The following is a 21,526-nucleotide window of genomic DNA, read 5'->3' on the forward strand; positions in this document are numbered from 1 at the left end:
ACGAGGTCTACTCCCGCCTCCGCGCGACGTCGGGCACCAGCCCCAATGCCTTCGAGGTGGCCTGGGCCTCGGCGAGCAGCCACGTCCTGAACGCGACGACGTCCCTCCGGCTCGACAGCGGCCGCGGGTGGACCAGCCAGTAGCCGAAGTCGTTGGGGAGGACCGTCGCGAAGGGCCGCACCAGTCGCCCCGCCTTCAGGTCATCCGCGGCGAGCAGCAATCGCCCGAGCGCCACGCCATCGCCCTGCCTCGCGGCCTGGAGCACCAGCCCGGCATCGTTGAACGCGAAGCCCTTCCCCGTGTCCACGCCTTCGACGCCGGCGGCATCCAGCCAGCGGCGCCACCCGTCCTTCGGCGTGTCATGGAGGAGGCGCACCTTCCCCAGGTCCGACGGCGCGCGCAGCTTCCTGGCGAGGGCCGGGCTGCACACGGGCGCGAGCACCTCCGGCGCGAGTTGCTCCGCCTTCAGTCCCGTCCACCGTCCCAGCCCGGAGCGGATGCCCACGTCGAAGCGGTCGTCGAGGAAGTCCCACAGCTCGGACGCGCTGCTCAGGTGAAGCTCGAGGTCGGGATGGAGCCGGCGAAATCCCTCCAGGCGCGGCAGGAGCCAGGACGAAGCGAACGAGGGCAGCACGGTGAGCCGCAGGGGCCCCTGCTCCGCCTCGTACAGACGCGTGGTCGCTTCCGACAGGCGCTCGAACACGGGCGTCAGCTCGCGCAGGTACGCCTTGCCCTTCGTCGTCAACGTCAGCGCATGTCCCCGGCGCTCGAAGAGGGAGACGCCGAGCCAGTCCTCCAGTTGGCGCACCTGGTGGCTGATGGCCGCCTGGGTGACACGCAACTCCGTGGCGGCGCGGGTGAAGCTCAGGTGCCGCGCCCCGGCCTCGAAGGCACGAAGGGCGCCGAGCGGTGGAATGCGGCGCATGCTCGATGAGCTCCCTTTATCGAGCGCGCGAGGATAGCTCGCTGGGTGCCCGGCTCGAAATGGAGTTTGTGTCCCTGCTCGCGCCCCATCACCACCACGAGGGCGCGTGGGGGCTTTCGCCATGATTCCCGCTGAAGTGTGGGTGATGTTCCTGGGCTACACCGTGCCGATGGTGTTCAGCCCCGGGCCCGGCAACACGGTGCTCGCCACCGCGGGCGGACGCTTCGGCATCCGGGGCTCGCTGCCGTTCTGGACGGGCTTCGAAGCGGCCAATGTCGCCCTCTGCCTGCTCTACGGACTGGGGCTGGGCCGGGTGCTGCAAGGGATTCCCTCGCTGCACCACGTGCTGCGCTGGTGCGGCGTCGTGTACCTGCTCTACCTCGCGTGGGGCTTCTTCCGTGCCTCCAGCTCGCCCTCCGGAGCGGAGGACGAACCGGAGCGGCTCGGCTTCGTCGACGGCCTCCTCACGGTGGCCCTCAACCCCAAGATTCACTCGATGGTCCTGGTGATGTTCTCCCAGTTCCTGAACCCGGCGGGAGCCCTGCTGTCGCAGGCCGCGCAGCTCACCGCGGCCTTCCTCGTCGTCTGCGTGGCGTGCCACTTCCCCTGGATTTACGGAGGGAAGCTCATCCTGGGACGCTTCCGCTCCGAGCGCGCCCTGCGCATCCAGGGGTGGACGTTCGGCGCCTGCATGGTCGCCGTCGCCGCCTATGTGGCCGTCGCCTGAGTCGCTAATCCGACCAGGTCATCACCTCGATGTAGCGGACGGAGTCTCGCGTGTTGTTGACGGACGCCACCACGTAGCCGCCGATGTCCCCGGGGCCCGTGCGGCCGTACGAGTCATGCCACGACGCGACGTAGTAGCGGGCCCCGGTGCCCGCGTGCGCGCTCAGCCAGGCGAGCGCGCCATTGACCTCGGCCGCGCTCGGCGCCTGGCCGAAAATCGTCGAGCCGAGCTTCGCGCTCAGCTCCGCATACGTGACGGGTGCGAAGGTCGACGGCTGCGGACCGAAGTAGCCGTAGTAGGTCCACATGAGCGTCGTCTGGTTCGCCACGCCCTCGTCACCCAACATGCCACCCTCCTGAATCCACGCGTTGCTCGCCAGCCGGCCGCTCGCGCCAAAAATCTGCGCGGGCGTCTGGGCCGGCGAGGCCACGTCCAGCGGTGACGTGGTCGCCGCCCCGTCATTCAGCTCGTGATAGCGGAACAGGTAGTCCCGGGCCGAGGTGTCGATGCCCGTGAGGAACGTGGGGCTGGCCACCTTGCCCGCGAGATAGGTGTACTCGGCGGCGTCCGTCTGTCCGTCGTCGGAGCTGAGGAACGACTCCAGCGCGGTCTTCATCTCCGAGCGAATCACCGTCGTCCCACCCGTGCTTCCACTCGCACGGGCCGCCGTCATCCGCGACTCGAACAAGGGGATGGAATAGGTGCTGCCCCACGCGAAGGCGACGGGGGAGGCGAGGGCTGACAACACACAGAGCGCGGCACGCAGCGAGGAGGGCTTCATGGGTGTGGGACCTTTCTGGCCGTCCGGGCGCCGGACGGGCTAGAGCTGTTATCCGAGCATATCTGACTAGTCTTGGATAAATCCGTATCAGTGGTGCAACACCTGCCACGCGGACACCCAAGACTGGAGTTGTTCATGCTCACTCGAAGAACCGGCTTGCTCCGGTTGGTGTTGTTGACGTTTTCCTCTGTGGCGGTCCTGGGCTCGACGCCGACCTGGGCGCAGACAGTGCTTGACCTGTCGCCGGCGAATCGCAGGGTGCCCATCTCCGGGCTGCCGGACTGGTCCAAGGCGGGCTACCGGGGCGGGCAGAACCTCCCGGGTGAAGGGGACATCAATCCGGACGCCACGTGCCGGGTGACTCCGGCGGAGCTGGCGACGACCTACGGCGTGATTCCCAATGATGGCGTGGACGACACCACGGGTCTGCAGGCCGCCATCGACCACCTGCGCACGGCGTGCACCCCCAGCGCCTCGTACACGAAGCTCTCCCTGCTCTCACTTCCCGCGGGCCAGCTCGACGTGTCCCGACAGTTGGGCGTGGACGCCAGCTACCTCATCATCCGTGGCGCGGGCTCCTCGCCGGTGACGGGCACGAAGCTGGTGTTCCGCCCCGATGTGAACACCCGCTACGACACCCTGACGTCGGACGGTGGCGACTGGGACGAAGACGGCATGACGCACGGGGAGGGCAAGGGCGGCTGGCTGTGGCCCGGACGGGGCCTGTTCCGCGTGCAGTCGCGCGGCGTCCACACCGCGTACGACGAGGACGAGAACGACGACTACCAGACGGCGCCTCCCAACCGGGCGGACATCTTCGAGGGCACCGTGAATGTCCACTGGAAGGTCGGCGTGAAGCTCCGCGTGAAGCCGGGTGACACCGGCTTCGCCGCGCGCGCGGGCGACACCGTGGTGTACCTGGCGGCGAACTCCGCCGCGCTGGCCGTGGGCAGGCTCGTCAACATCCGCGCCGCCAACTCACGGGCCTTCTACGCCGAGCAGCAGGCGCTGCCCACCCAGCACGCTCTGTCCAACCTGCACATGCGTCAGCAGCTCTTCCGCATCGCCGCCGTCGACACGGGCAACAAGACGCTCACCCTGGACAAGCCGCTCGAATACGACGTGCCAGTGACGTCGACCTCGGACGGGTCCACCGCCATCGACGGCTCGGTGTACGACTCCAAGGCGGCCCCGCTCGTCGACCCCATCGTCGGCGTGGGCATCGAGAACCTGTACTTCACGCAGGAGGTGCCGGGAGTGAGCGCCTCGGCCGCGCTCCACAACTACGGCAACCTGGCGCCCGCGTACGAGATGCACGGCATCGTCTTCAAGTGGGCCGCGGACTCGTGGGTGCGGGGCATCCGCGCGGAGATGACGGGCTCGCATCCCATCGTCACGGAGGAGGCGAAGAACCTCCAGATTGTCGACAACGTGCTCGACGGCGCATGGAACAAGGGCAAGGGTGGCAACGGCTACTTCCGAGGCTCCCGCGTCTGGGACTCGCTGTACGCCGGCAACACGTCCCGCAACCTGCGGCACTTCACCTTCCAGTGGTCCGCGTCCGGCAACGTCGTCATCGGCAATGACTTCGACTCCGACCTCAACCTGCACGGCGGCTGGGAGCGACGAAACCTCTTCGAGCGCAACATCAGCACGGTTCCGTACGCGCACCGCTCCGGCAACTGCAGCTCCCACTGCGGAGAGGAAGGCGGCGGCGGCCCGGATGACTCCAACTGGTATCCCATCTGGTGGGGCGCCGGGAAGAAGGCCGTGAAGTGGTCCGGCGCCACGGGGCCGCAGAACGTCTTCTTCAACAACGTCCTGCGCAAGCAGGTGGGCACCGACACGTCCCCCTACGCCGACTTCTATTCGGAGCCCTCGCGCATCTACCAGTTCGGCTGGTCGGGCGCGGCGTACAAGCACCTGGACATCAACGGGACGCCCATCGCCGACTGGGCGCACGCGGAGACGCTCGACTACTCCGGTGGCCATGGCGTGGACACCACGAGGACGGACACCGCGCCCTCGCTGTTCCTCATCAGCGTCGGTGCGCCGCCGCCTCCGGACACCACCCCTCCGAGCGCGCCCTCCAACCTCCGCGTGACGGCGGTGACGTCCACGAGCGTCACCCTGGCCTGGGACGCGGCGACCGACGACCGGGGCGTCTCCGGCTACTCCGTCTGGCTCGGCGGCAACGTGGCCGCCACCACGACGGGCCTGGGCGTGACGTTGCTGGGGTTGAGCCCGGCCACGGCGTACACCTTCACCGCCACCGCGAGGGATGCGGCGGGCAACGTGTCCGCGCCGAGCGCCCCGGTCATCGCGACCACGGCTCCGCCAGCGCCCTCCGGGCTCGTCGCCCACTTCGCCGTGAGCTCTTCCTGGGCCAATGGCTACACGGGCCGCTACACGGTGGAGAACCTGGGCACGGTGAACGTCACCGGGTGGCAGTTGGAGTTCGACCTGCCCGCCGGGACGACGGCGCAGAATCCGTTCTCCTCCACGATGACGCGCAACGGGGACCACTACACGTTCCTTCCCGTCAGCCACAACACCACCATCAAGGCGGGCGCGAGCAAGGAGTTCGGCTTCACGACAGTCGGACTCGGGCAGCCCTTCAACTGCACATTGAACGGCAACCCCTGCGAGTGAGGCGGGCGCGTCGCTGACGCGTGGACAGGGATGGCCCGGTGCTCGTTCAGGCCGGGCCGTTCCTGCTTCATGAGGCCATGCGGCGGAATAATCGCGAGGTGCCCGGGTTGCTGGCCGGCCGCGCGAACACACCCCGCCACCTCGCCTCGGAGTCCTTCGTGAAGCTGTCGCTCCTGCTGCTCACCTGCCTTGTGTCCCTGCCCGCCTTCGCCGAGGAGAAGCCCAAGGACACCGCCGTCGCCCGGCAACAAATCACCGCCGTGGTCGACGACTTCCGCGAGGCCATCATCCAGAAGGACCGGAAGAAGTTCCTCGGCTTGTTCCTGCGCGAGGACGCCACGTGGCAGTCCGTCGATGGAGAGGAGCTCCTGAAGCGCCGCCTCCAGAAGAACCCAAAGGCGACCCGGCTCAAGCTCGATGCACGGCAGAACCCGACGACGTTCATCGATGAAATCGTGGCGGACGCGGAGCGTAGCGAAGAGAAGTTCACCCACGTCCGCATCGACACGGACGGCGCCATCGCCTCGGTCTCCTTCGAGTTCACCTTCCACCTGGGCGAGCGCGTCATCAATCGCGGCCAGGAGAGCTGGCACCTGGTGAATACGGGCACCGGCTGGAAGATTGCCTCCGTCATCTGGTCCAACAACTAAGGCCCCACGCCCGACATGTCCTCCCGCGCCCCGCTCCTCTCGCTTCTCGCCGTCGCGTGCTTCGCCTCCCAGGCGCCAGGCGCCCCCCAGGCCTCCATCGCCGCGAAGCTGGATGCCCATCTCCAGTCCTATGTCGACAAGGAGGGCTTCCGAGGCGCGGTGCTCGTCGCGAAGGACGGGAAGGTGCTTCATCGTGCCGCCTACGGCCTGGCGGACGAGAAGGGCCGGCGCGCAAACCAGGTCGACTCCCAGTTCCTGATTGGCTCGCTGACCAAGTCCTTCACCGCCGTGACGGTCATGCAGTTGGTGGACGCGGGCACGCTGGACCTGAACGTCCCCATCTCCCGCTATCTGCCGAAGCTCCGCGCGGACCTGGGCAAGAGCCTGACGCTCCACCTGCTGCTCAAGCACCAGTCCGGCCTGCCCACGCATCTGGACTCGCTGGTGGAGCGTGAAGCAGAGACGGATGTCTCCTCGGCGGAAATCCTGCGGCTCATCAACACCGCGCGCGTCTCGTTCAAGCCCGGAGCGAAACACGAGTACTCCAACCTGAACTACCACCTCGCGGCCCTCATCATCGAAGCCGTCACGGGCAAGCGCTACGCGGAGGTGCTCCAGGAGAAGACTTTCGGCCCGCTTTCGATGACGGACTCGGGCATCGAGCGGAGCACGAACGTTCCGCCCAAGCGGGCCTTCGGCTACGCGAAGGAGCTGCTGGGCGTTTCGCGCGACGAGAACAACGTCTCCTATGCCCTGGGCTCCGGAGACATCTATTCGACGGTGGATGACCTGTACGCCTGGGACCAGGCGCTCTTCGGTTCGGGGCTGGTGTCCGCTCCGAGCAAGAAGCGGCTCTTCACGGCAGAGAGTCGCGCGCTCGGCTACTACGGCTACGGCTTCCGGATTCAGCAGTACCAGCGGAGCCCCGGCAGCAAGGAGCGCGGCGTGCTGGTGCGGCACGGCGGCTCCATGGATGGGTTCCTCTCCAACCTCCACCACTACACCGAGGACCAGCTGACGGTGATTGTCCTCGGCAACGTGCGGCCCTTTCCCATCCGGGAGCTGACCTTCGAGCTGAAGGAGATTGCCCTGGGACTGGAGCCCAAAAGCCGCTCGCGCGCGGAGCTGGACGAGTAATCCCGCCCTGTCAGGCGCCCTTGTCGACGGGCACGCCCAGTCGCGTGAAGGAGAACACCAGCGACGTCTCGATGCGGCTCACCTCGGGACGGTTGGTGAAGGACTGGTTGGTCAGCACCCGCAGGTGCTCGGTGTCGCGACACACCACGTGCACCAGGAAGTCCGTCGTCCCGCCCAGGCAATAGACGGCCACCGTCTCCGGCAACGAGCGCAGGTGGTCACCGATGTTGCCGAAGGCCTCGCCCACGTGCTGGCGCAGCTGCACGGCGATCAACGCCTGGAGCCCCAACCCCATGGAGCGCACGTTGAGCTCCGCGCGGTAGCCCTGGATGATGCCTTCCGTCTCCAGTCGCTTCACGCGCGCGAGGCAGGAAGAGGGCGCGAGCCCCACCTGCGCGGCGAGCGCCTTGTTGGACAGCCGTGCATTGTTCTGGAGGGCCTCCAGAATCGTGCGATCAATTCGGTCGAGGGGGGTCATCTGGGGTTCCTGGACGAATTTCATTCGATGGATGCGACCCGAAGCTGCCTCTTATTCTGTGTCAATGACACGATACCGAATTGGAGCACTCGTTGTCCTGCTGGCGGGCGCGGCCGTCGCCGCTCCTGAAACCCCTCCCGGCAAGGGCGCCACCCTGCTCGCGCCCTGGTCCGGCCCTCACGGCGGAGCGCCTCCGTTCGACCGGGTGAAGCTGGAGGAGTTCCGTCCCGCGCTCGAGGAAGCGATGGAGCAGGAGCGGCGTGAAGTGGCGCGGGTCGCGGACTCAACCGAGCCGCCCACGTTCGAGAACACCATCGCCGCGCTGGAGGACACGGGCCGGGGATTCACTCGCGTCTTCGAGGTCTACAACGCGTGGTCCTCGTTCGTGAACACACCCGAGTATCAGGTCATCGAGCGCGAGATGGCGCCCCGGCTGGCCGCGTTCTGGGACGAGAGCACCCAGAACCGTCGCCTCTTCCGGCGCATCAAGGCCGTCCACGACTCGGCCGCGAAGGCGAAGCTGACGCCCGAGCAGCGGCGGCTCGTCGCGCATTACCACGACGTCTACGTCCGCTCCGGCGCGAACCTGGGCGCGGCGGCCGGCAAGCGCTTCACCGCGATCAACCAGCAGCTCGCCACGCTCTACACGACGTTCAACCAGAACGTGCTCGCCGACGAGAAGCGCTTCACCCTCCTGGAAACGGAAGCCGACCTGGCGGGCCTGCCGGAGCCGCTGCGCAAGGCCGCCGCCACGGAGGCGGAGGCGCGCGGGAAGAAGGGCCAGTGGGCCGTGGCCAACACGCGCTCGGCGGTGGCGGACTTCCTCACCTATTCGGACCGCCGCGAGCTGCGCGAGAAGGTGTGGCGCAACTACGACAGCCGGGGGGACCACGGAGATTCCCACGACAACAACGGCGTCATCACCCAGATACTCGCCGCGCGCGCCGAGCAGGCGAAGCTCCTGGGCTTCCCCACCCATGCCCATCGGCAGCTCGCGACGTCCATGGTCAAGACGCCCGAGCGCGCGATGCGACTGCTGGAGCAGATGTGGACGCCCGCCGTCGCCCGCGTGCGCGAGGAAGTCGCGGCGATGCAGGAGATTGCCCGGCGCGACGGACAGCCGGAGACCATCGCCCCCTGGGACTACCGCTACTACGCGGAGAAGGTGCGCAAGGCGAAGTACGACCTCGACGACACCGAGGTTAAGCCGTACCTGCGACTCGACTCCCTGCGGGACGGCATGTTCTGGGCCGCCGGCGAGCTGTTCGGCTACACCTTCACTCCCGCGCCGGACGTGCCCGTCTACCACCCGGACGTGAGCGTCTTCGCGGTAAAGGAGCGCACGAGCGGGAAGCCCCTGGGGCTGTTGTACTTCGACCCCTACGCGAGGCCGGGCAAGTACAACGGCGGGCAGACCGAGACGTACCGCGTGCAGGAGCGCTTCCGGAGCGAGGTGACGGGCCTGGTGGCCATCAGCATGCCCTTCGTGAAGCCGGGGCCCGGAGGAGTCGCGCTGCTGGGTTGGCGCGACGCGCTGACGCTCTTCCACGAGTTCGGCCACGCGCTGCACTCCCTGAGCGCGAGCGTGACGTACCCGACGCTCGGAGGTGGCCGCGTGGTGCGCGACTTCGGGGAGTTTCCCGCCGAGCTGTTCGAGCACTGGCTGTCCACTCCGGAGGTGCTCAGCCGGTTCGCCGTGCACCACGTGACGGGCAAGCCGATGCCCGCGGACCTGGTGGCCCGCATCCAGAAGGCCGCGACGTTCAATCAGGGCTTCTACACGGTGGACTACCTGACCTCCGCGCTCGTCGAGATGAAGCTGCACCTCGCGGGTGCCCGCCGCATCAACCCCGACACGTTCGAGCGCGACGTGCTCCGCCAGATTGGCGCGCCGGAAGAGGTCGGCATGCGCAGCCGGTTGCCCCACTTCGGGCATGTCTTCGCCAGCAACGGGTACGCGGCCGGCTACTACATGTACCTGTGGGCGGAGATGCTGTCGGCGGATGCCTTCGAGGCGTTCACCGAGGCTGGCGGTGCCTATGACCCGAAGGTGGCCGCGAGGCTTCGCGAGCACATCCTGTCCGTGGGCAACACCGTGGACCCGTTCGAGGGCTACCGGGCCTTCCGGGGGCGGGAGGCGAGCCTGGACGCCTTGATGCGGGAGCGCGGCTTCCCCGCGCCTCAGCGGCCGTAGCCATACAGGAAGACCCGGACACCGGACGCCACGTGCTCGGCGCGCTCCTTCCTGGTGAGCGTGAGCCCTCCGTCATGGGGGCCTGGGACGGAGACCAGGCGGGTGAAGTGGAGGGCCGCGCGCTCCGGGTCCTCGACTCGCAACAGCCCCTCGTCCGCCAACCGTCGCAGGTGGCGGGCGAGCTCCCGGCGGACCCGGAGCGGCCCGGCCTCGCGCCACGCCTTGATTGCGGGCGCGGGGATATGGCCCGCCTCCGCGTTGACCTGTCGCACCAGGGCGAAATGTTCGGCGGAGTCCGGCATCGGCGTCCCCCAGGCCAGGGCGAGTTCGATGAGGTCCGTTTCCAGGTTCGTGACTTTTCGCAGGTGCCTGTCCAGGAGGGCCGTCTGCGCCTCGGCGACCCGTGACGCGCTCTCCTGGATGACGGCCTGGAACAGCCGCGCCTTGTCCTGGAAGTGGTTGTAGAGCGTACGCGTGGACACGCCCGCCTCGTCGGCAATCATGTCGATGCTGGCGCGGGTGTAGCCGTCCCGGGCGAAGACCGTCAGCGCCCCCGTCAGGAGGGCCTGACGCTTGTCCCCCTGCCCTCCACGCGGCTTCGTCCGGTCTGCTCGGGGCATGTTCGTTCCTTTTGCACGGGTACAACCATCGTTTTACTCAGTACAACGTACGTTGTACCCTGGCGCTCGTTCTCGCGCACGCATCAAGGGAGGCTGAAGTTGACCCGGCTCGGCATCGTCATTGGAAGCACCCGCCCCGGACGCAGGGCGGAGGTCGTCGCCCGCTGGGTCCATGCCGCCGGACAACGGCATGCCGCCGTCGTGGCGGGGGACGCGACCCTGGAGGTCATCGACCTGGCGGACCACGACCTGCCGCTGCTGGATGAGCCCGTCCCCGCCATTCGCGGGAATTACCGCCACGCGCACACGCGGAAGTGGGCCGCCACGGTGGGCGCGTTCGACGGCTTCGTGTTCGTCACGCCGGAGTACAACCACTCATTCCCCGCCGCGCTGAAGAACGCCATCGACTTCCTCTATGCCGAGTGGAACGACAAGGCCGCGGGGTTCGTGAGCTATGGGGGACTCGGAGGCGTCCGCGCGGTGGAGCATCTGCGCACGACGCTGGCCGAGGTGAAGGTCGCCACCGTGCGCGCACAGGTGTCGTTGTCGAAGTACACCGACGTCGCGCTGTTCACGGACCCGGGCAACTGGTCGCCCGCGCCCGCCCAGGAGGCCGCGCTGCACACGCTGCTGGACGAAGTGCTCGCATGGTCCCGGGCCTTGAAGACCTTGCGCGCGCCGGGCTGAAGCAGACCTATTCGACGGCGAGCGCCACCGAGGAAGCGTTGGCGAACACCCGCGTGAGCCAGTCGATGAAGACGCGCACCCGGGGCGACAGCTGGCGGCTCCGCGGATAGAGCAACGAGACGGGCGTGGGCGACGGGGGATGTTCGGGCAGCAGCTCCACGAGCGTCCCCGCGAGCAGCTCGCTCTCCACGTGGTAGCGCGGCAGTTGAATCAACCCGAGCCCGAGCTTCGCCGCCGACGCGTAGGTCTCCGCCCCCGTGACGGTGACGGTCGCCGGGAGGGTGACGTTTCTCGGCGCGCCGTCGACCCTGAACTCCAGGGGAATCATCGACCCCGTGGCCGACGAGATGAAGCCCACCGCCACGTGGCCCTCGAGTTCCTCCAGCCGGGAGGGTGTCCCGTGGCGGGCCAGATAGGCGGGGCTCGCGCAGGTGACCTCCTTGAGCAGCGCCACGCGCCGCCCCACCATGGCGCTGTCCTGGAGGTCGCCCACGCGCAGGACGCAGTCGATGCCTTCCCGCACCAGGTCGACCAGCCGGTCTCCTTCGCCAAGGTGGAGCTTCAGGTCCGGGTATTCGGCCAGGAATGAGGGCAGCGCCGGCAGGACGAAGTGCCGCGCCAGGGTGCCGTGGACGTCGACGCGGAGCTGTCCCTTCGGCTTTGCGCCGCTGAAGGCGGAGTCGGCATCCTCCACCTCGCCCAGGATGGCGACACAGCGCCGGTAGTAGGCCTCGCCATCCAGCGTGGGCCGGACATGGCGTGTCGTGCGCTGGAGCAGTCGCACGCCCAGCCGGGCCTCCAGTTGCTTGATGGATTGCGTGGCCGTCGAGCGCGGAAGCTCCAGGTCCTGAGCAGCCACCGTGAAGCTGCGGCGCTCCACGATGCGCGTGAACAGCCGCATGACGTCCAACCGGTCCATCCCCGCCTCCTCACGGTCCGCTGGGGCCGAGCAGTGACTGGCCTGCTCGGCCTCAACGAGCCGCGGGGCACGTGGCCCCGCGACTCCGAGCACACCGACTCACCGCTTGATGACGAACTCCACGCGGCGGTTCTCGCTGCGTCCTTCCAGCGTGTCGTTCGTCGCGATGGGCTGGGTCGGACCGTAACCCCGGGCCTCCAGTCGCGAGCCGTCGACACCTCGGCGGATGAGGTAGGCGCGCACGGCCTCCGCGCGGTCCTGACTCAAGGTGCGGTTGAGGTCCTCGGGACCGGTGTTGTCCGTGTGCCCCTCGATGCGCACCGCGACTTTGGGCCGCGCCTTCAGTTGCTCGGCAATCTCGTCGAGCACCTTCGCGCCCTCACCCTGAATCTCGGACGTCCCCACCGGGAAGGTGACGCGACGGTCCGCCAGCGAGAGCCGCTCCTCCGTCGGCGCCTTCGCCGGCTCGGGGCAACCCTCGTTCTCCACGGTGCCCTTCTCCTCCGGGCACTTGTCGGAGTCGTCCGGCACGCCGTCCCCATCCGTGTCCTTCGGGGCGGGGCAGCCTTCGTTCTCCACGGTGCCCTTCTCCTCCGGGCACTTGTCGGACTCATCCGGCACGCCGTCACCATCCGTGTCCTTCGCCGGCACCGGCGCGGGGCAACCCTGGTTCTCCGCGGTGCCCTTCTCCTCCGGGCACTTGTCGGACTCATCCGGCACGCCATCGCCATCCGTGTCCTTCGCGGGCGCGGGGCAGCCCTGGTTCTCCACGGTGCCCTTCTCGTTCGGGCACTTGTCCTCGGAATCCGGCACGCCATCGCCGTCCGAGTCAGGGCAGCCGCTCGTCTCCGCGCTCCCAGCCTCGTTCGGGCACTTGTCCAGCCGGTCGACGACGCCGTCGCCATCCGAGTCGCGGTCGGGGCAACCCGCGTTGTCGGGCGACCCCGCCTCCAGCGGGCAACGGTCCGACTTGTTGGGCACGGAGTCACCGTCATCATCGGAGTCGGGGCACTGCTCGGGCGTGTGCGTGCGTCCGCCCTTGCAGACATCCTCACGAGCCGCCGGGTTGTGCGCCCACGCGATTCCCGCGCCCACGCGCCACGAGGGCGTCCCTGGGATATCCGTGAAGCCATGGCCAGCGAGCGCGTTCAGCTCGAAGCCCATGCCAATGGGCAACCGCACGCCTCCGAGCAGCTCCACCGCCACGTCCGGATGCACCAGCGACTCCGCCACCTGCAGGGCGATTTCGCCGCGCAGGCCATCACCCCGGGTCGCCACCACCACGGACTGCTCCAGCTCCGTGCCCACGTCGCGGCCCGGCTCCACCTCCGTGGACCTCACCCGCGCGCCCACGCTCGCGCCGAGCGCGAACATGCCCACCTCGCGCCCCAGGGAGACCCGGGGCGAGAACTGGAGGCCCGCCCAGTGCTCCTGACGTCCGAAGGCGCTCGCCCGTCCCCCCGGGAGCCCCACGTCGAGCCCAACCGCCAGGGACAACGGCGCACCTTCCTCGCGCCGCAGCAGCGAATAGCGCGCGCCCACCTCGGGCGTGCCGAGCCCCGAGGACGAGGGCTCCGCGACACCCGCCAGCCTGTTCGCCCCATGCCCGCCCTGCGAGATGATGACGGGCAATCTGGCGGAGACCTCCAACCGGTCCACCGGAGACCACGCGCCCATGAGCCAGGCCGAGGTCCTGTAATGGATGATGGAGTGCTCGCTCCCGTCACTGCCCTCCAACACGAGGATGCCGCGCTCGTAGTTGGCGAGGAGGCTGAGCCGAAAGCCTCCCTCGGAGAGCACCCGGCCCGTGTCCACCATCAACGAGTCCGTGGCGGCGGCGCTCAGTCGCAAGCGCTCCGCATCGAACGCGACCAGGGGGCTGGAGAGTGCCTGCGCCGAGGCGGTCGTGGCGGCCAGGGCCGCGACGAGCACACCAGTCCGTGCCAATTCACGCAAGGGAAGGTCCTTCAAGCTGAAGAGTCGAATGAGAGGATTCAAGAGGCTCACGGGGCGACTCGCTCCCGGCCGCGACGACGGCCCGCCCAGACGGCGAGGACCGACAGCACGACCAGCACCGCATCTCCACCGCCGCCCGTGGACTGACAGCCACCTCCGGCAATCGAGATCAACCGAGCCTGGACGGAGACCTCGAACGAGCACTGCGCCGTGTTCCCCGCGGCATCCGTGGCCGTGACGGTGACGCGCGTCTGTCCCGAAGAGAAGCGCGAGCCGGACTCCGGCGACGCGGTGACGGTCGCCGGCCCGGAGACGGAGTCCGTCGCCGTGGGCAGCGTGTACGTCACCTGCGCGCCCCCCGGCTCGTCCGAGGCCACCTGGAGGTTTTCCGGGCAGCTCAACGTCGGGGCCGTCGTGTCCCGCACCGTCACCTGGAACGTACACGTGGCCCGGTTGCCCGCCGCATCGTCCGCCGTCACAGTGACCGTCGTCACTCCCAACGGGAAGGTGCTTCCCGACGGCGCTGAGTAGGCCACCACCGGGTCCGCCGCCCCCCCATCCGTCACGGTCGCGGGTTCATAGGTCACCACGGCGCCCGAAGCGTCCTGGGCCTCCACCACCGGGTCCGCGGGACAGGTGAGCACGGGCGAAAGGGTGTCTCGCACCGTCACCAGGAACGTACACGTGGCCCGGTTGCCCGCCGCGTCTTCCGCCGTCACCGTGACCGTCGTGTCCCCCAGCGGCAAGATGCTTCCCGACGGCGGTGAGTACGTCACCAGCGGGGTGCTCCCCACGTCGGAGGCCGTGGCCGGCGGATAGGTCACCGCGGTCCCCGCCTCCGCCACCTGATTCCCAGGACACGTCAGCACGGGCGGAAGCGTGTCTCGCACCGTCACCAGGAACGTACATGTGGCCCGGTTGCCCGCCGCGTCTTCCGCCGTCACAGTGACGGTCGTATCTCCCAGCGGCAAGGTGCTTCCCGACGGCGGTGAGTACGTCACCGTGGGCGAGGCCGTCACCGCGTCGGACGCCGTCGCTGGCAGATAGGTCACCGCGGTCCCCGCCTCCGCCACCTGATTCACCGGACACGTCAGCATGGGCGGCAGGGTGTCTCGCACCGTCACCAGGAACGTGCACGTGGCCCGGTTGCCCGCCGCGTCCTCCGCCGTCGCCGTGACGGTCGTATCTCCCAGCGGCAAGGTGCTTCCCGATGGCGGCGAGTACGTCACCGTGGGCGAGGCCGTCACCGCGTCGGACGCCGTCGCCGCCGGATAGGTCACTGGGGCACCCGAAGGGGCCGTCGCCTCCACCACCATGTTCACCGGACAGGTGACTGTCGGAGGCGTCGTGTCCCGCACCGTCACCAGGAACGTACATGTGGCCCGGTTGCCCGCCGCGTCCTCCGCCGTCGCCGTGACGGTCGTATCTCCCAGCGGCAAGGTGCTTCCCGACGGCGGCGAGTACGTCACCGTGGGCGAGGCCGTCACCGCGTCGGACGCTGTCGCCGCCGGATAGGTCACAAGGGCACCCGAAGGGGCCGTCGCCTCCACCACCATGTTCACCGGACAGGTGACTGTCGGAGGCGTCGTGTCTCGCACCGTCACCAGGAACGTGCACGTGGCCCGGTTGCCCGCCGCGTCCTCCGCCGTCGCCGTGACGGTCGTATCCCCCAACGGCAAGGTGCTTCCCGACAGCGGTGAGTACGTCACCGTGGGCGTGGCCGTCACCGCATCGGACGCCGTCGCCGCCGGATAGGTCACAGGGGCACCCGAAGGGCCCGTCGCCTCCACCACCATGTTCACCGGACAGGTGACTGTCGGAGGCGTCGTGTCCCGCACCGTCACCTGGAACGTGCACGACGCCTGATTGCCGGCCGCGTCCTCCGCCGTCGCCGTGACGGTCGTCATCCCCAATGGCAGCGTGCCGCCCGAGGGCGGTGCGTACGTCACCGTCGGATTCCCGGTGATGACGTCGGTCGCGGTGGCGGGGGGATACGTCACGACAGCGCCCGCCGGGCTCGTCGCCTCCACCTGCTGGTCCGCCGGGCAGGTGATGGTCGGCGGCGTTTCATCCACCACGCCCACCGTCACCGTGGCCACGTTGCTGTCCAGACCGCAGTCCCGGGCCATGAAGGTGAAGCTGTCCGGCCCCACGTAGCCCGGATTCGGCGTGTACGTGACGGCGGGAGGCGTCCCGCTCAGTGTGCCGTTCGCCGGAGGCGTGACGATGACGTAGGTCAGCGGCGGCCCCACCTCGGTATCCGTGGCCACCAGGGTCACATTCACCGGGACTCCGTAGCCCGTTTCCACCGTCTGGTCCTGCGCCACCGGCGCGATGTTCTCCAGCACCGTCACCAGCCGCCCGCTTCCAATCCCGTTGGCGAAGATGGACAGCGCATAGGTGCCAGGCGGCGCGCTGGCGGGAATGGTCACCGTCGCGCCCGTGGCGGACAGGTCCGTCCCCGGCAGGCTCCAGAGCCGACCTCCCTCCACGCCTTGCAGCCGCGCCAGCGGGAAGTCCGCCGAGGAGTCCTTGTAGTCGCCCGAGCTGGCACCGGAGATGCCTCGGAACCGCGCGCCGGTGATTCGGGCGGAGCACGCGCGCGTCACCTCGTCCGGCCCCGTCACCACCGGACGCCATGAGGGCTGCGCCCCCGTGTCTTCGTACAGCTCGGCGCTCGCCAGCCACGCGTTGGCCGCAGACTGACCACCGAGCGCGAGCACCTCGCTCGTGGGCAGCACCACCGCGGCGAAGCGCGCCCTGGGCCCAGCGAGATTCGTCGCGGGCTTCCAGGTATTCGTCGCGCCGTCGTACAGCTCCGCCGTGGCGCGCACCGCGCCTCCCGGCCCCTGGCCTCCCGCGACGAGCACACGGCCCGACGGCAGCAGCACCGCGGAGTGGAAGGCCCGCGCCTCCGCGAGCGAGCCCGCCGGAGTCCAGGTGTTGGAGACCGGGTCATACAGCTCCGCCGACGCCAGCTCCGCCGCGAGCGTGGTGCCCGCCGACGCCAGCACGCGGCCCGAGGACAACACCGTCAGCGTGAAGGACTCGCGTCCCTGCGCGAGGCTCGCCGCTGGAGCCCAGGTGTTGGTGGTCGGGTCATACAGCTCCGCCGTGGCCAACAGCGCCCCCGCATTCTGACCACCCGCCACGAGGACACGCCCGTCGTTCAGCAACACGGCGGCGTGCCGCGAGCGCGGCGTGGCGGCGGATGCGGCGCCGCTCCAGGTATTGGTCGCCGGATCATACAACTCCGCCGTCGCCGCACCCGCGCCGCCCACCACGAACACCCGGCCCGAGCCGAGCACCGTCGCGGTGTGGCCATCGCGTGCCGTGGCCAGGTTGCCCGCGGCCGACCAGGCGTTGGCCGTGGCGTCATACTGCTCGGCGGAGGCCTGCGCTCCCGCGCCATTGGCTCCGCCGACGACGAGCACCCGGCCCGACTGCAACAGGCTCATCGTGGCCCGCTCGCGCGCCGTCGCCAGGGAAGCGGCGGGCGACCAGGCGTTGCTCGCGCGCGTGTAGCGCTCCGCCGTCGCCAGCACGCCGCCCGAGCCGCGTCCTCCGGCCACCAGCACCTGCCCCGAGGGCAACAACACGGCCGCCCTGGAAGCGCGAGCCGCCGCGAGATTGCCGGCGGGAGCCCAGACATCGCTGGACGCGTCATAGACGTCGGCGTTGGCGAAGAAGGTGAGGCTCGGGTTGGAGGCGTAGCCACCGTTGACCAGCACCTGCCCCGTGGGCAGCAGCGTCGCCACCATGTTCTCACGCCCCACCGCCAACGCCCCGGCCGGGCTCCAGGTCCCCGTCGCGGGGTCATACAACTCCGAGACAGTCTGCGTGTTGCGGGCCGCGTCCGCGCCCCCCTGGACGAGCACCTTGCCGTTGGGCAGCAGCGTGGCGGTGTGGCCATTGCGCGGATGGGTGAGCGCTCCCGTGGCGGTCCAGGTGTTGGCCGCCGGGTCATAGAGCTCCGCATGGGTGGTGACGCCGCCGGCCGTGAAGCCGCCCGCGAGCAGCACCCGGCCATCCGGAAGCTGCGTCCCCGTCGCGTAGTGCCGGGGGACCAGGGCAGGCGCCGCGAGAGACCAGGTCTCGGAGACGGGGTCATACAGCTCGGATTCAGGGACCTCGCCCGGGATGAGGTTGCTGAAGCCGCTCATCACCAGCACCCGTCCATTCCTCAGCAGCACGGCCGTGTGGGCACGGTGGATGACCGCCATGGGAGCCGTGGGGGTGAAGGTATTGGTCGCGGCATCGTAGAGTTCCGCGGTCGCCAGGTTGGAGCCACCGGCGACGAGCACCTTGCCCGAGGGCAGCACGGTGGCCGTTGGCAGGCTGCGCGAAGCGGCCATCGCGCCCGTGGCGGTCCAGGTGTTCGTCTGGGCATCGTAGATGCGTCCCGTCAGGCTGCCGTCCGTCATCACCAGCGCCCGTCCCGTGGGCAGCATCACGCCCACCGCGATATTGCCCTGGATGCCGGGGCCCGCGGCGGACGCCCAGGTCCCGCGCTCCGGGTCGAACCGCTCCGCGGTGGTCACGAAGCCCAGCCTGTTGACCCCGCCGGCCACGAGGACCGTGCCATCCGTCAAGAGCAGCGAGGAGTGCTGCGCCCTCGGGGTCGCCATGCTGGCCGTCGACGACCAGCCCGGGTCCACCACCAGCGGCGCGGTGAGTCCGGCGAGCGCCACTTCGGTGACGAGGCTCACGCGAGGGCCCTCCACCTCGAACACGTTCGCGAGCGATGACGCGCGAACTCCCGACAGGCGCGTGTCACCACGCCGGGACTCGCCCCGCGCATCGCGCACCTCGGACGGGTGGAAGCGCAGGACCGGCTGCCCGTCGGTGTCGAGGAACTCCACGTACTCGCCCACATCCCGCAGGCGCGTCACCGAAGGGGGCAGCGTGACGTGGTACTCCGCGCGGTGGAGGGGCTCGGAGCCATCCACCACCCAGGCCTCCTCCAACCGCGAGGAGCGCCACCCCTGGCTCACCTCGGCGGAAGCACCCACCGGGAACCAGAAGTGTCGCGGGCCCGCGAAGGACACCGCTCGCTCGCGAAGCAGGGTACCGGCGTCATCGGCGCCAGCTCCCTGCTCGACGCGGAAGAGCAGGCCCCGCGTCGTCAACTCCAGCGTCCCGCTCGCGGAGAGCCGCGACGTGAGAGCTCGGGAGTCCGCGACGGTGAGGGGGACCTCCGAGGAGGAGAAGACCTTCGACGGCGCCTCCTCCGTGGTCAGCTCCGGAAAGTAGGCCCGAGCCAGAGCGAGCGCTTCCGCTGAAGCCGGCAGGTCCTGCTTCTGCTCGCATGCGGCGACCAGGGCACAACCAACCACCACGACCAGGTATCGCGAGACGCGTCTCGACTGCATCTGTCACCCTCCACACCCATGCGTGTGGCACGGGCTGACGCGCGAGGGACGCCACGGCTGGCGAGCGTGCGCGTGTTGCCTCCGGCTGTATCACGCTTTCACCCCACCGGGTCCTCACCGACGCCTCGAAAAAAGGACGCCAGGGGTCTGGGACACAGGCGGCACAAGTGACGCGTTGTTCAACAGGAGCGTCGCTTTCTCGCGAGGGGAAACACACGCCCGAGGCGGAGGCTGGTCATCCTCCCGAGCAGGATGGCAGGCTGCGGGCCCCGTTGGGTCTCCTGGAGGGACACATGACCGCGACGAAGCACGAGCCCGTCACCGCGCCTGGACTGCCGAAGCCCGTGGGACCCTATTCCCCGGGCATGCGGCTGGACTCGTTGCTCTTCGTCTCCGGACAGGCCGCGACGGACCCAGCCACCGGGAAGCAGGCCGAGGGAATCGAAGCGCAGACGGAACAGGTCCTCCGCAACCTGGAGCGCATCCTGCTGGCGGGTGGCTCCAGCCTCCAGCACGTCCTGCGCTGTGGCGTGTTCCTCGTCGACATGAAGGACTTCTCCCGGATGAATGCCGTCTACGAGCGCGTGTTCGCCGGGCACCGCCCCGCCCGCACCACCGTGCAAGCGGCCGCGCTCCCAGAGGCCGGGCTGCTCGTGGAGATCGACTGCATCGCCTACGTGCCTTGAGACGAAGGGGGTTGTCACGGTCCGAATCAGGACCGGAACTGTCCTAGTGGGCGCATACGGTGCCTCCGATACCCGCTACCGGAGGCCCGATGCGACGCCAGCTCTTCACGCTCCTGCTCTTGCTCACGTGGAAGGCGAGTGCGCTCCCACCGACGCCACCGTCAGGAGCCACCGCCGTGAAACCTGCCTCTCGTGATTGCTGTGCCGTGCTGGAGCTGCGGCAGTACACGCTGCACCCGGGACAGCGCGATGTGCTCATCGACCTGTTCGAGCGTGAGTTCGTCGAGAGTCAGGAAGCCCAGGGCGCGCACCTGGTGGGACAGTTCCGGGACTCGGCGCGGCCCGAGCGCTTCGTCTGGCTGCGCGGCTTCCCGGACATGGTGTCTCGTGAGCAGACCTTGAAGCGGTTCTACGGTGGGCCCGTGTGGAAGGCACACCGGGAGGCGGCCAACGCGACGATGCAGGACTCGAGCAATGTCCTGCTGTTGCGCCCCGTCACCGGAAGTCGGGGGTTCCCCCCGCCGGGTTCCCCCAGACCCGACAAGGGGAACCACCCGACACCGGACTCTCTCGTCCTCGTCACGATTTTCCATCGTGACGCCCCCGTGGACGACGCGTTCCTGCGATTCGTCGAGCAACAGCTCGTGCCTGTCCTGAGTGAGACGGGCGGCGCGCCGCTCACCCTGCTCCAGACGGAGTACGCCCCGAACACCTTCCCGGCCCTCCCCGTGCGCGAGGGCGAACATGTGCTCGTCGCGTTCACCGTGTTCGCGAGTCGGGAGAAATACCGCGCCCATGTCGAACGACTCGCGAACTCACCGCGCTGGAACGACACCGTGCGCCCCGCCCTGCTCAAGCAGCTGAAAGCCGCACCCGAGTCACTGGTGCTGGAGCCCACCGCGCGCTCACTGCTGCGGTGACGGGGTGCCCGCGATTACGGCGACACCGCGAGGGACACGATCCAGGGGCTCCGCATCTGCTCGGGCCCCAGGACGACCTTCGTCAGATTCAGCCGGACCTTCTTGAGCAACGCCAGTCCCAGCGTCGCCTTGCCATAGAGCGCTGACTTGCGTCCCGGCTGACCAATGGCGCCGAAGAAGTCTGCCGTTCCCCAGAGTCCTCCCAGCCAGACATCCCCAAACACCGCGATGTCTCCACTATCGAGGGCCGCCTTCTGTCCAAAGAAGCGCAGCCCGGCTTGCCCCACCCTCACTCCGTTCTCCGTCGCGGACCCGAGTGGCGCTACCTCCAGGTTGAGCGCGGGCACGAAGCTCAACGAGAGCACATCCTGGAGCTGCGCCTCTTTCGAGCGCTTGGGCATATAAGCCACCAGTGGCACCTCCGCGGTCAGCGTCGCATTGCCCCCTGCTTGGATGAAGTTCTCGAGATTTCCCTCACGCGAGGCCTCCAGGGCCTCTCCCTCCTCCGAGGCCGGGGTCTCCGTGGTGGTAATCGCCGCGTACAGGCTCAACTGGACGTTGTCCAAGATGCGAAATCCCAACAGCTTCGCGGTGATGCTCTTCCCTTCCTCGGACACTCCCGTGAAGGTGAAGTACTCGGCCACACTCACCTGCTCCGGCCCGAAGTACGCATCGGAATGCTCTCGAGTCCAGAACCCATACATCAGCCCATGCGGTGCCTCCTTCTCAACTGCGGGAGAGGGGTCCGTCGTCAGGCTCTTGGGGCCCGAGACTCCGGAATCCGCCTGTTCAATTCGTGGAGAGACCACTGAGCGGCTGCCT

The 21,526-nt window shown here is 68.9% G+C and carries 16 protein-coding genes; 8 read left to right on the forward strand and 8 right to left on the reverse strand.

The genetic code is table 11. The annotated features are described in order from the left end of the window. Nucleotides 1-7: 7 nt before the first annotated feature. On the reverse strand, nucleotides 8-925 hold the full coding sequence (gene gcvA, locus HUA75_RS22840; protein ID WP_174487610.1) for a transcriptional regulator GcvA: 918 nt from the start codon (nucleotides 923-925) through the stop codon (nucleotides 8-10). Between the two features lie 121 nt (nucleotides 926-1,046). Here gcvA and HUA75_RS22845 point away from each other — a divergent pair, with 121 nt between their 5' ends. Then, the gene (locus HUA75_RS22845) at nucleotides 1,047-1,652 is read left to right on the forward strand and encodes a LysE family translocator (RefSeq protein WP_141641485.1); all 606 of its coding nucleotides are present in this window, start codon (nucleotides 1,047-1,049) and stop codon (nucleotides 1,650-1,652) included. Between the two features lie 4 nt (nucleotides 1,653-1,656). Here the strand turns inward: HUA75_RS22845 and HUA75_RS22850 are convergent, their stop codons facing one another. Next, nucleotides 1,657-2,433, reverse strand: coding sequence for a hypothetical protein (locus HUA75_RS22850; protein ID WP_141641486.1), 777 nt, complete (start codon nucleotides 2,431-2,433; stop codon nucleotides 1,657-1,659). A gap of 135 nt (nucleotides 2,434-2,568) precedes the next feature. Between HUA75_RS22850 and HUA75_RS22855 the strand changes: the two genes are divergently transcribed. From HUA75_RS22855 to HUA75_RS22865, 3 genes are all read left to right on the forward strand, one after another. Further along, nucleotides 2,569-5,085 (forward strand): cellulose binding domain-containing protein, encoded by a 2,517-nt coding sequence (locus tag HUA75_RS22855; RefSeq protein WP_174487611.1) that lies wholly within the window; start codon nucleotides 2,569-2,571, stop codon nucleotides 5,083-5,085. A gap of 77 nt (nucleotides 5,086-5,162) precedes the next feature. Next, complete coding sequence (locus tag HUA75_RS22860) at nucleotides 5,163-5,735, forward strand: nuclear transport factor 2 family protein (protein WP_254627712.1); 573 nt, start codon at nucleotides 5,163-5,165, stop codon at nucleotides 5,733-5,735. A gap of 15 nt (nucleotides 5,736-5,750) precedes the next feature. Next, nucleotides 5,751-6,872: a serine hydrolase gene (locus tag HUA75_RS22865; protein WP_174487612.1), complete on the forward strand. Its 1,122-nt coding sequence runs from the start codon at nucleotides 5,751-5,753 to the stop codon at nucleotides 6,870-6,872. Between the two features lie 10 nt (nucleotides 6,873-6,882). Here HUA75_RS22865 and HUA75_RS22870 read toward each other — a convergent pair whose 3' ends face one another. Continuing rightward, on the reverse strand, nucleotides 6,883-7,350 hold the full coding sequence (locus HUA75_RS22870) for an Lrp/AsnC family transcriptional regulator (protein ID WP_141641489.1): 468 nt from the start codon (nucleotides 7,348-7,350) through the stop codon (nucleotides 6,883-6,885). Between the two features lie 64 nt (nucleotides 7,351-7,414). Between HUA75_RS22870 and HUA75_RS22875 the strand changes: the two genes are divergently transcribed. Then, a complete protein-coding gene (locus HUA75_RS22875) occupies nucleotides 7,415-9,544 on the forward strand; it encodes a M3 family metallopeptidase (RefSeq protein WP_141641490.1) in 2,130 nt (709 codons plus the stop codon). Here the strand turns inward: HUA75_RS22875 and HUA75_RS22880 are convergent. Beyond that, the gene (locus tag HUA75_RS22880) at nucleotides 9,532-10,164 is read right to left on the reverse strand and encodes a TetR/AcrR family transcriptional regulator (protein WP_174487613.1); all 633 of its coding nucleotides are present in this window, start codon (nucleotides 10,162-10,164) and stop codon (nucleotides 9,532-9,534) included. The two genes, HUA75_RS22875 and HUA75_RS22880, sit on opposite strands and share 13 nt — an antisense overlap. A 99-nt stretch (nucleotides 10,165-10,263) precedes the next feature. On the opposite strand from HUA75_RS22880, the gene HUA75_RS22885 reads away from it, so the two are divergent. Next, nucleotides 10,264-10,851, forward strand: coding sequence for an NADPH-dependent FMN reductase (locus tag HUA75_RS22885; RefSeq protein WP_174487614.1), 588 nt, complete (start codon nucleotides 10,264-10,266; stop codon nucleotides 10,849-10,851). 7 nt (nucleotides 10,852-10,858) lie between these two features. On the opposite strand, the gene HUA75_RS22890 is transcribed toward HUA75_RS22885, so the two are convergent. The 3 genes from HUA75_RS22890 to HUA75_RS22895 form a co-directional block, all read right to left on the reverse strand. After that, nucleotides 10,859-11,770 carry a LysR family transcriptional regulator gene (locus HUA75_RS22890; protein WP_174487615.1) on the reverse strand — a complete coding sequence of 304 codons (912 nt, stop codon included), beginning with the start codon at nucleotides 11,768-11,770 and terminating at the stop codon, nucleotides 10,859-10,861. Between the two features lie 99 nt (nucleotides 11,771-11,869). Next, on the reverse strand, nucleotides 11,870-13,726 hold the full coding sequence (locus tag HUA75_RS46880; RefSeq protein WP_254627713.1) for an OmpA family protein: 1,857 nt from the start codon (nucleotides 13,724-13,726) through the stop codon (nucleotides 11,870-11,872). Between the two features lie 47 nt (nucleotides 13,727-13,773). Then, the gene (locus tag HUA75_RS22895) at nucleotides 13,774-19,098 is read right to left on the reverse strand and encodes an HYR domain-containing protein (RefSeq protein WP_254627714.1); all 5,325 of its coding nucleotides are present in this window, start codon (nucleotides 19,096-19,098) and stop codon (nucleotides 13,774-13,776) included. Between the two features lie 293 nt (nucleotides 19,099-19,391). Between HUA75_RS22895 and HUA75_RS22900 the strand changes: the two genes are divergently transcribed. Continuing rightward, nucleotides 19,392-19,784, forward strand: coding sequence for a RidA family protein (locus tag HUA75_RS22900; protein ID WP_141641494.1), 393 nt, complete (start codon nucleotides 19,392-19,394; stop codon nucleotides 19,782-19,784). A gap of 176 nt (nucleotides 19,785-19,960) precedes the next feature. Next, on the forward strand, nucleotides 19,961-20,704 hold the full coding sequence (locus HUA75_RS22905) for an NIPSNAP family protein (protein ID WP_371746171.1): 744 nt from the start codon (nucleotides 19,961-19,963) through the stop codon (nucleotides 20,702-20,704). A 14-nt stretch (nucleotides 20,705-20,718) separates the two neighbouring features. On the opposite strand, the gene HUA75_RS22910 is transcribed toward HUA75_RS22905, so the two are convergent. Further along, a complete protein-coding gene (locus tag HUA75_RS22910; protein WP_174487617.1) occupies nucleotides 20,719-21,408 on the reverse strand; it encodes a hypothetical protein in 690 nt (229 codons plus the stop codon). Nucleotides 21,409-21,526 lie beyond the last annotated feature (118 nt).

This window comes from Myxococcus sp. CA040A (genome assembly GCF_013336725.1).
Taxonomy (GTDB): Bacteria; Myxococcota; Myxococcia; order Myxococcales; family Myxococcaceae; genus Myxococcus; species Myxococcus llanfairpwllgwyngyllgogerychwyrndrobwllllantysiliogogogochensis.

Bases quoted from the DNA above. Each gene is read 5' to 3' on its own strand.
- HUA75_RS22890 (WP_174487615.1), bottom strand. From the start codon at position 11,770: ATGGACCGGTTGGACGTCATGCGGCTGTTCACGCGCATCGTGGAGCGC.
- HUA75_RS22875 (WP_141641490.1), top strand. From the start codon at position 7,415: ATGACACGATACCGAATTGGAGCACTCGTTGTCCTGCTGGCGGGCGCG.
- HUA75_RS22870 (WP_141641489.1), bottom strand. From the start codon at position 7,350: ATGACCCCCCTCGACCGAATTGATCGCACGATTCTGGAGGCCCTCCAG.
- HUA75_RS22855 (WP_174487611.1), top strand. From the start codon at position 2,569: ATGCTCACTCGAAGAACCGGCTTGCTCCGGTTGGTGTTGTTGACGTTT.
- HUA75_RS22880 (WP_174487613.1), bottom strand. From the start codon at position 10,164: ATGCCCCGAGCAGACCGGACGAAGCCGCGTGGAGGGCAGGGGGACAAG.
- HUA75_RS22900 (WP_141641494.1), top strand. From the start codon at position 19,392: ATGACCGCGACGAAGCACGAGCCCGTCACCGCGCCTGGACTGCCGAAG.
- HUA75_RS22895 (WP_254627714.1), bottom strand. From the start codon at position 19,098: ATGCAGTCGAGACGCGTCTCGCGATACCTGGTCGTGGTGGTTGGTTGT.
- HUA75_RS22850 (WP_141641486.1), bottom strand. From the start codon at position 2,433: ATGAAGCCCTCCTCGCTGCGTGCCGCGCTCTGTGTGTTGTCAGCCCTC.
- HUA75_RS22860 (WP_254627712.1), top strand. From the start codon at position 5,163: ATGCGGCGGAATAATCGCGAGGTGCCCGGGTTGCTGGCCGGCCGCGCG.
- HUA75_RS22845 (WP_141641485.1), top strand. From the start codon at position 1,047: ATGATTCCCGCTGAAGTGTGGGTGATGTTCCTGGGCTACACCGTGCCG.
- HUA75_RS22865 (WP_174487612.1), top strand. From the start codon at position 5,751: ATGTCCTCCCGCGCCCCGCTCCTCTCGCTTCTCGCCGTCGCGTGCTTC.
- HUA75_RS22910 (WP_174487617.1), bottom strand. From the start codon at position 21,408: ATGTATGGGTTCTGGACTCGAGAGCATTCCGATGCGTACTTCGGGCCG.
- gcvA (WP_174487610.1), bottom strand. From the start codon at position 925: ATGCGCCGCATTCCACCGCTCGGCGCCCTTCGTGCCTTCGAGGCCGGG.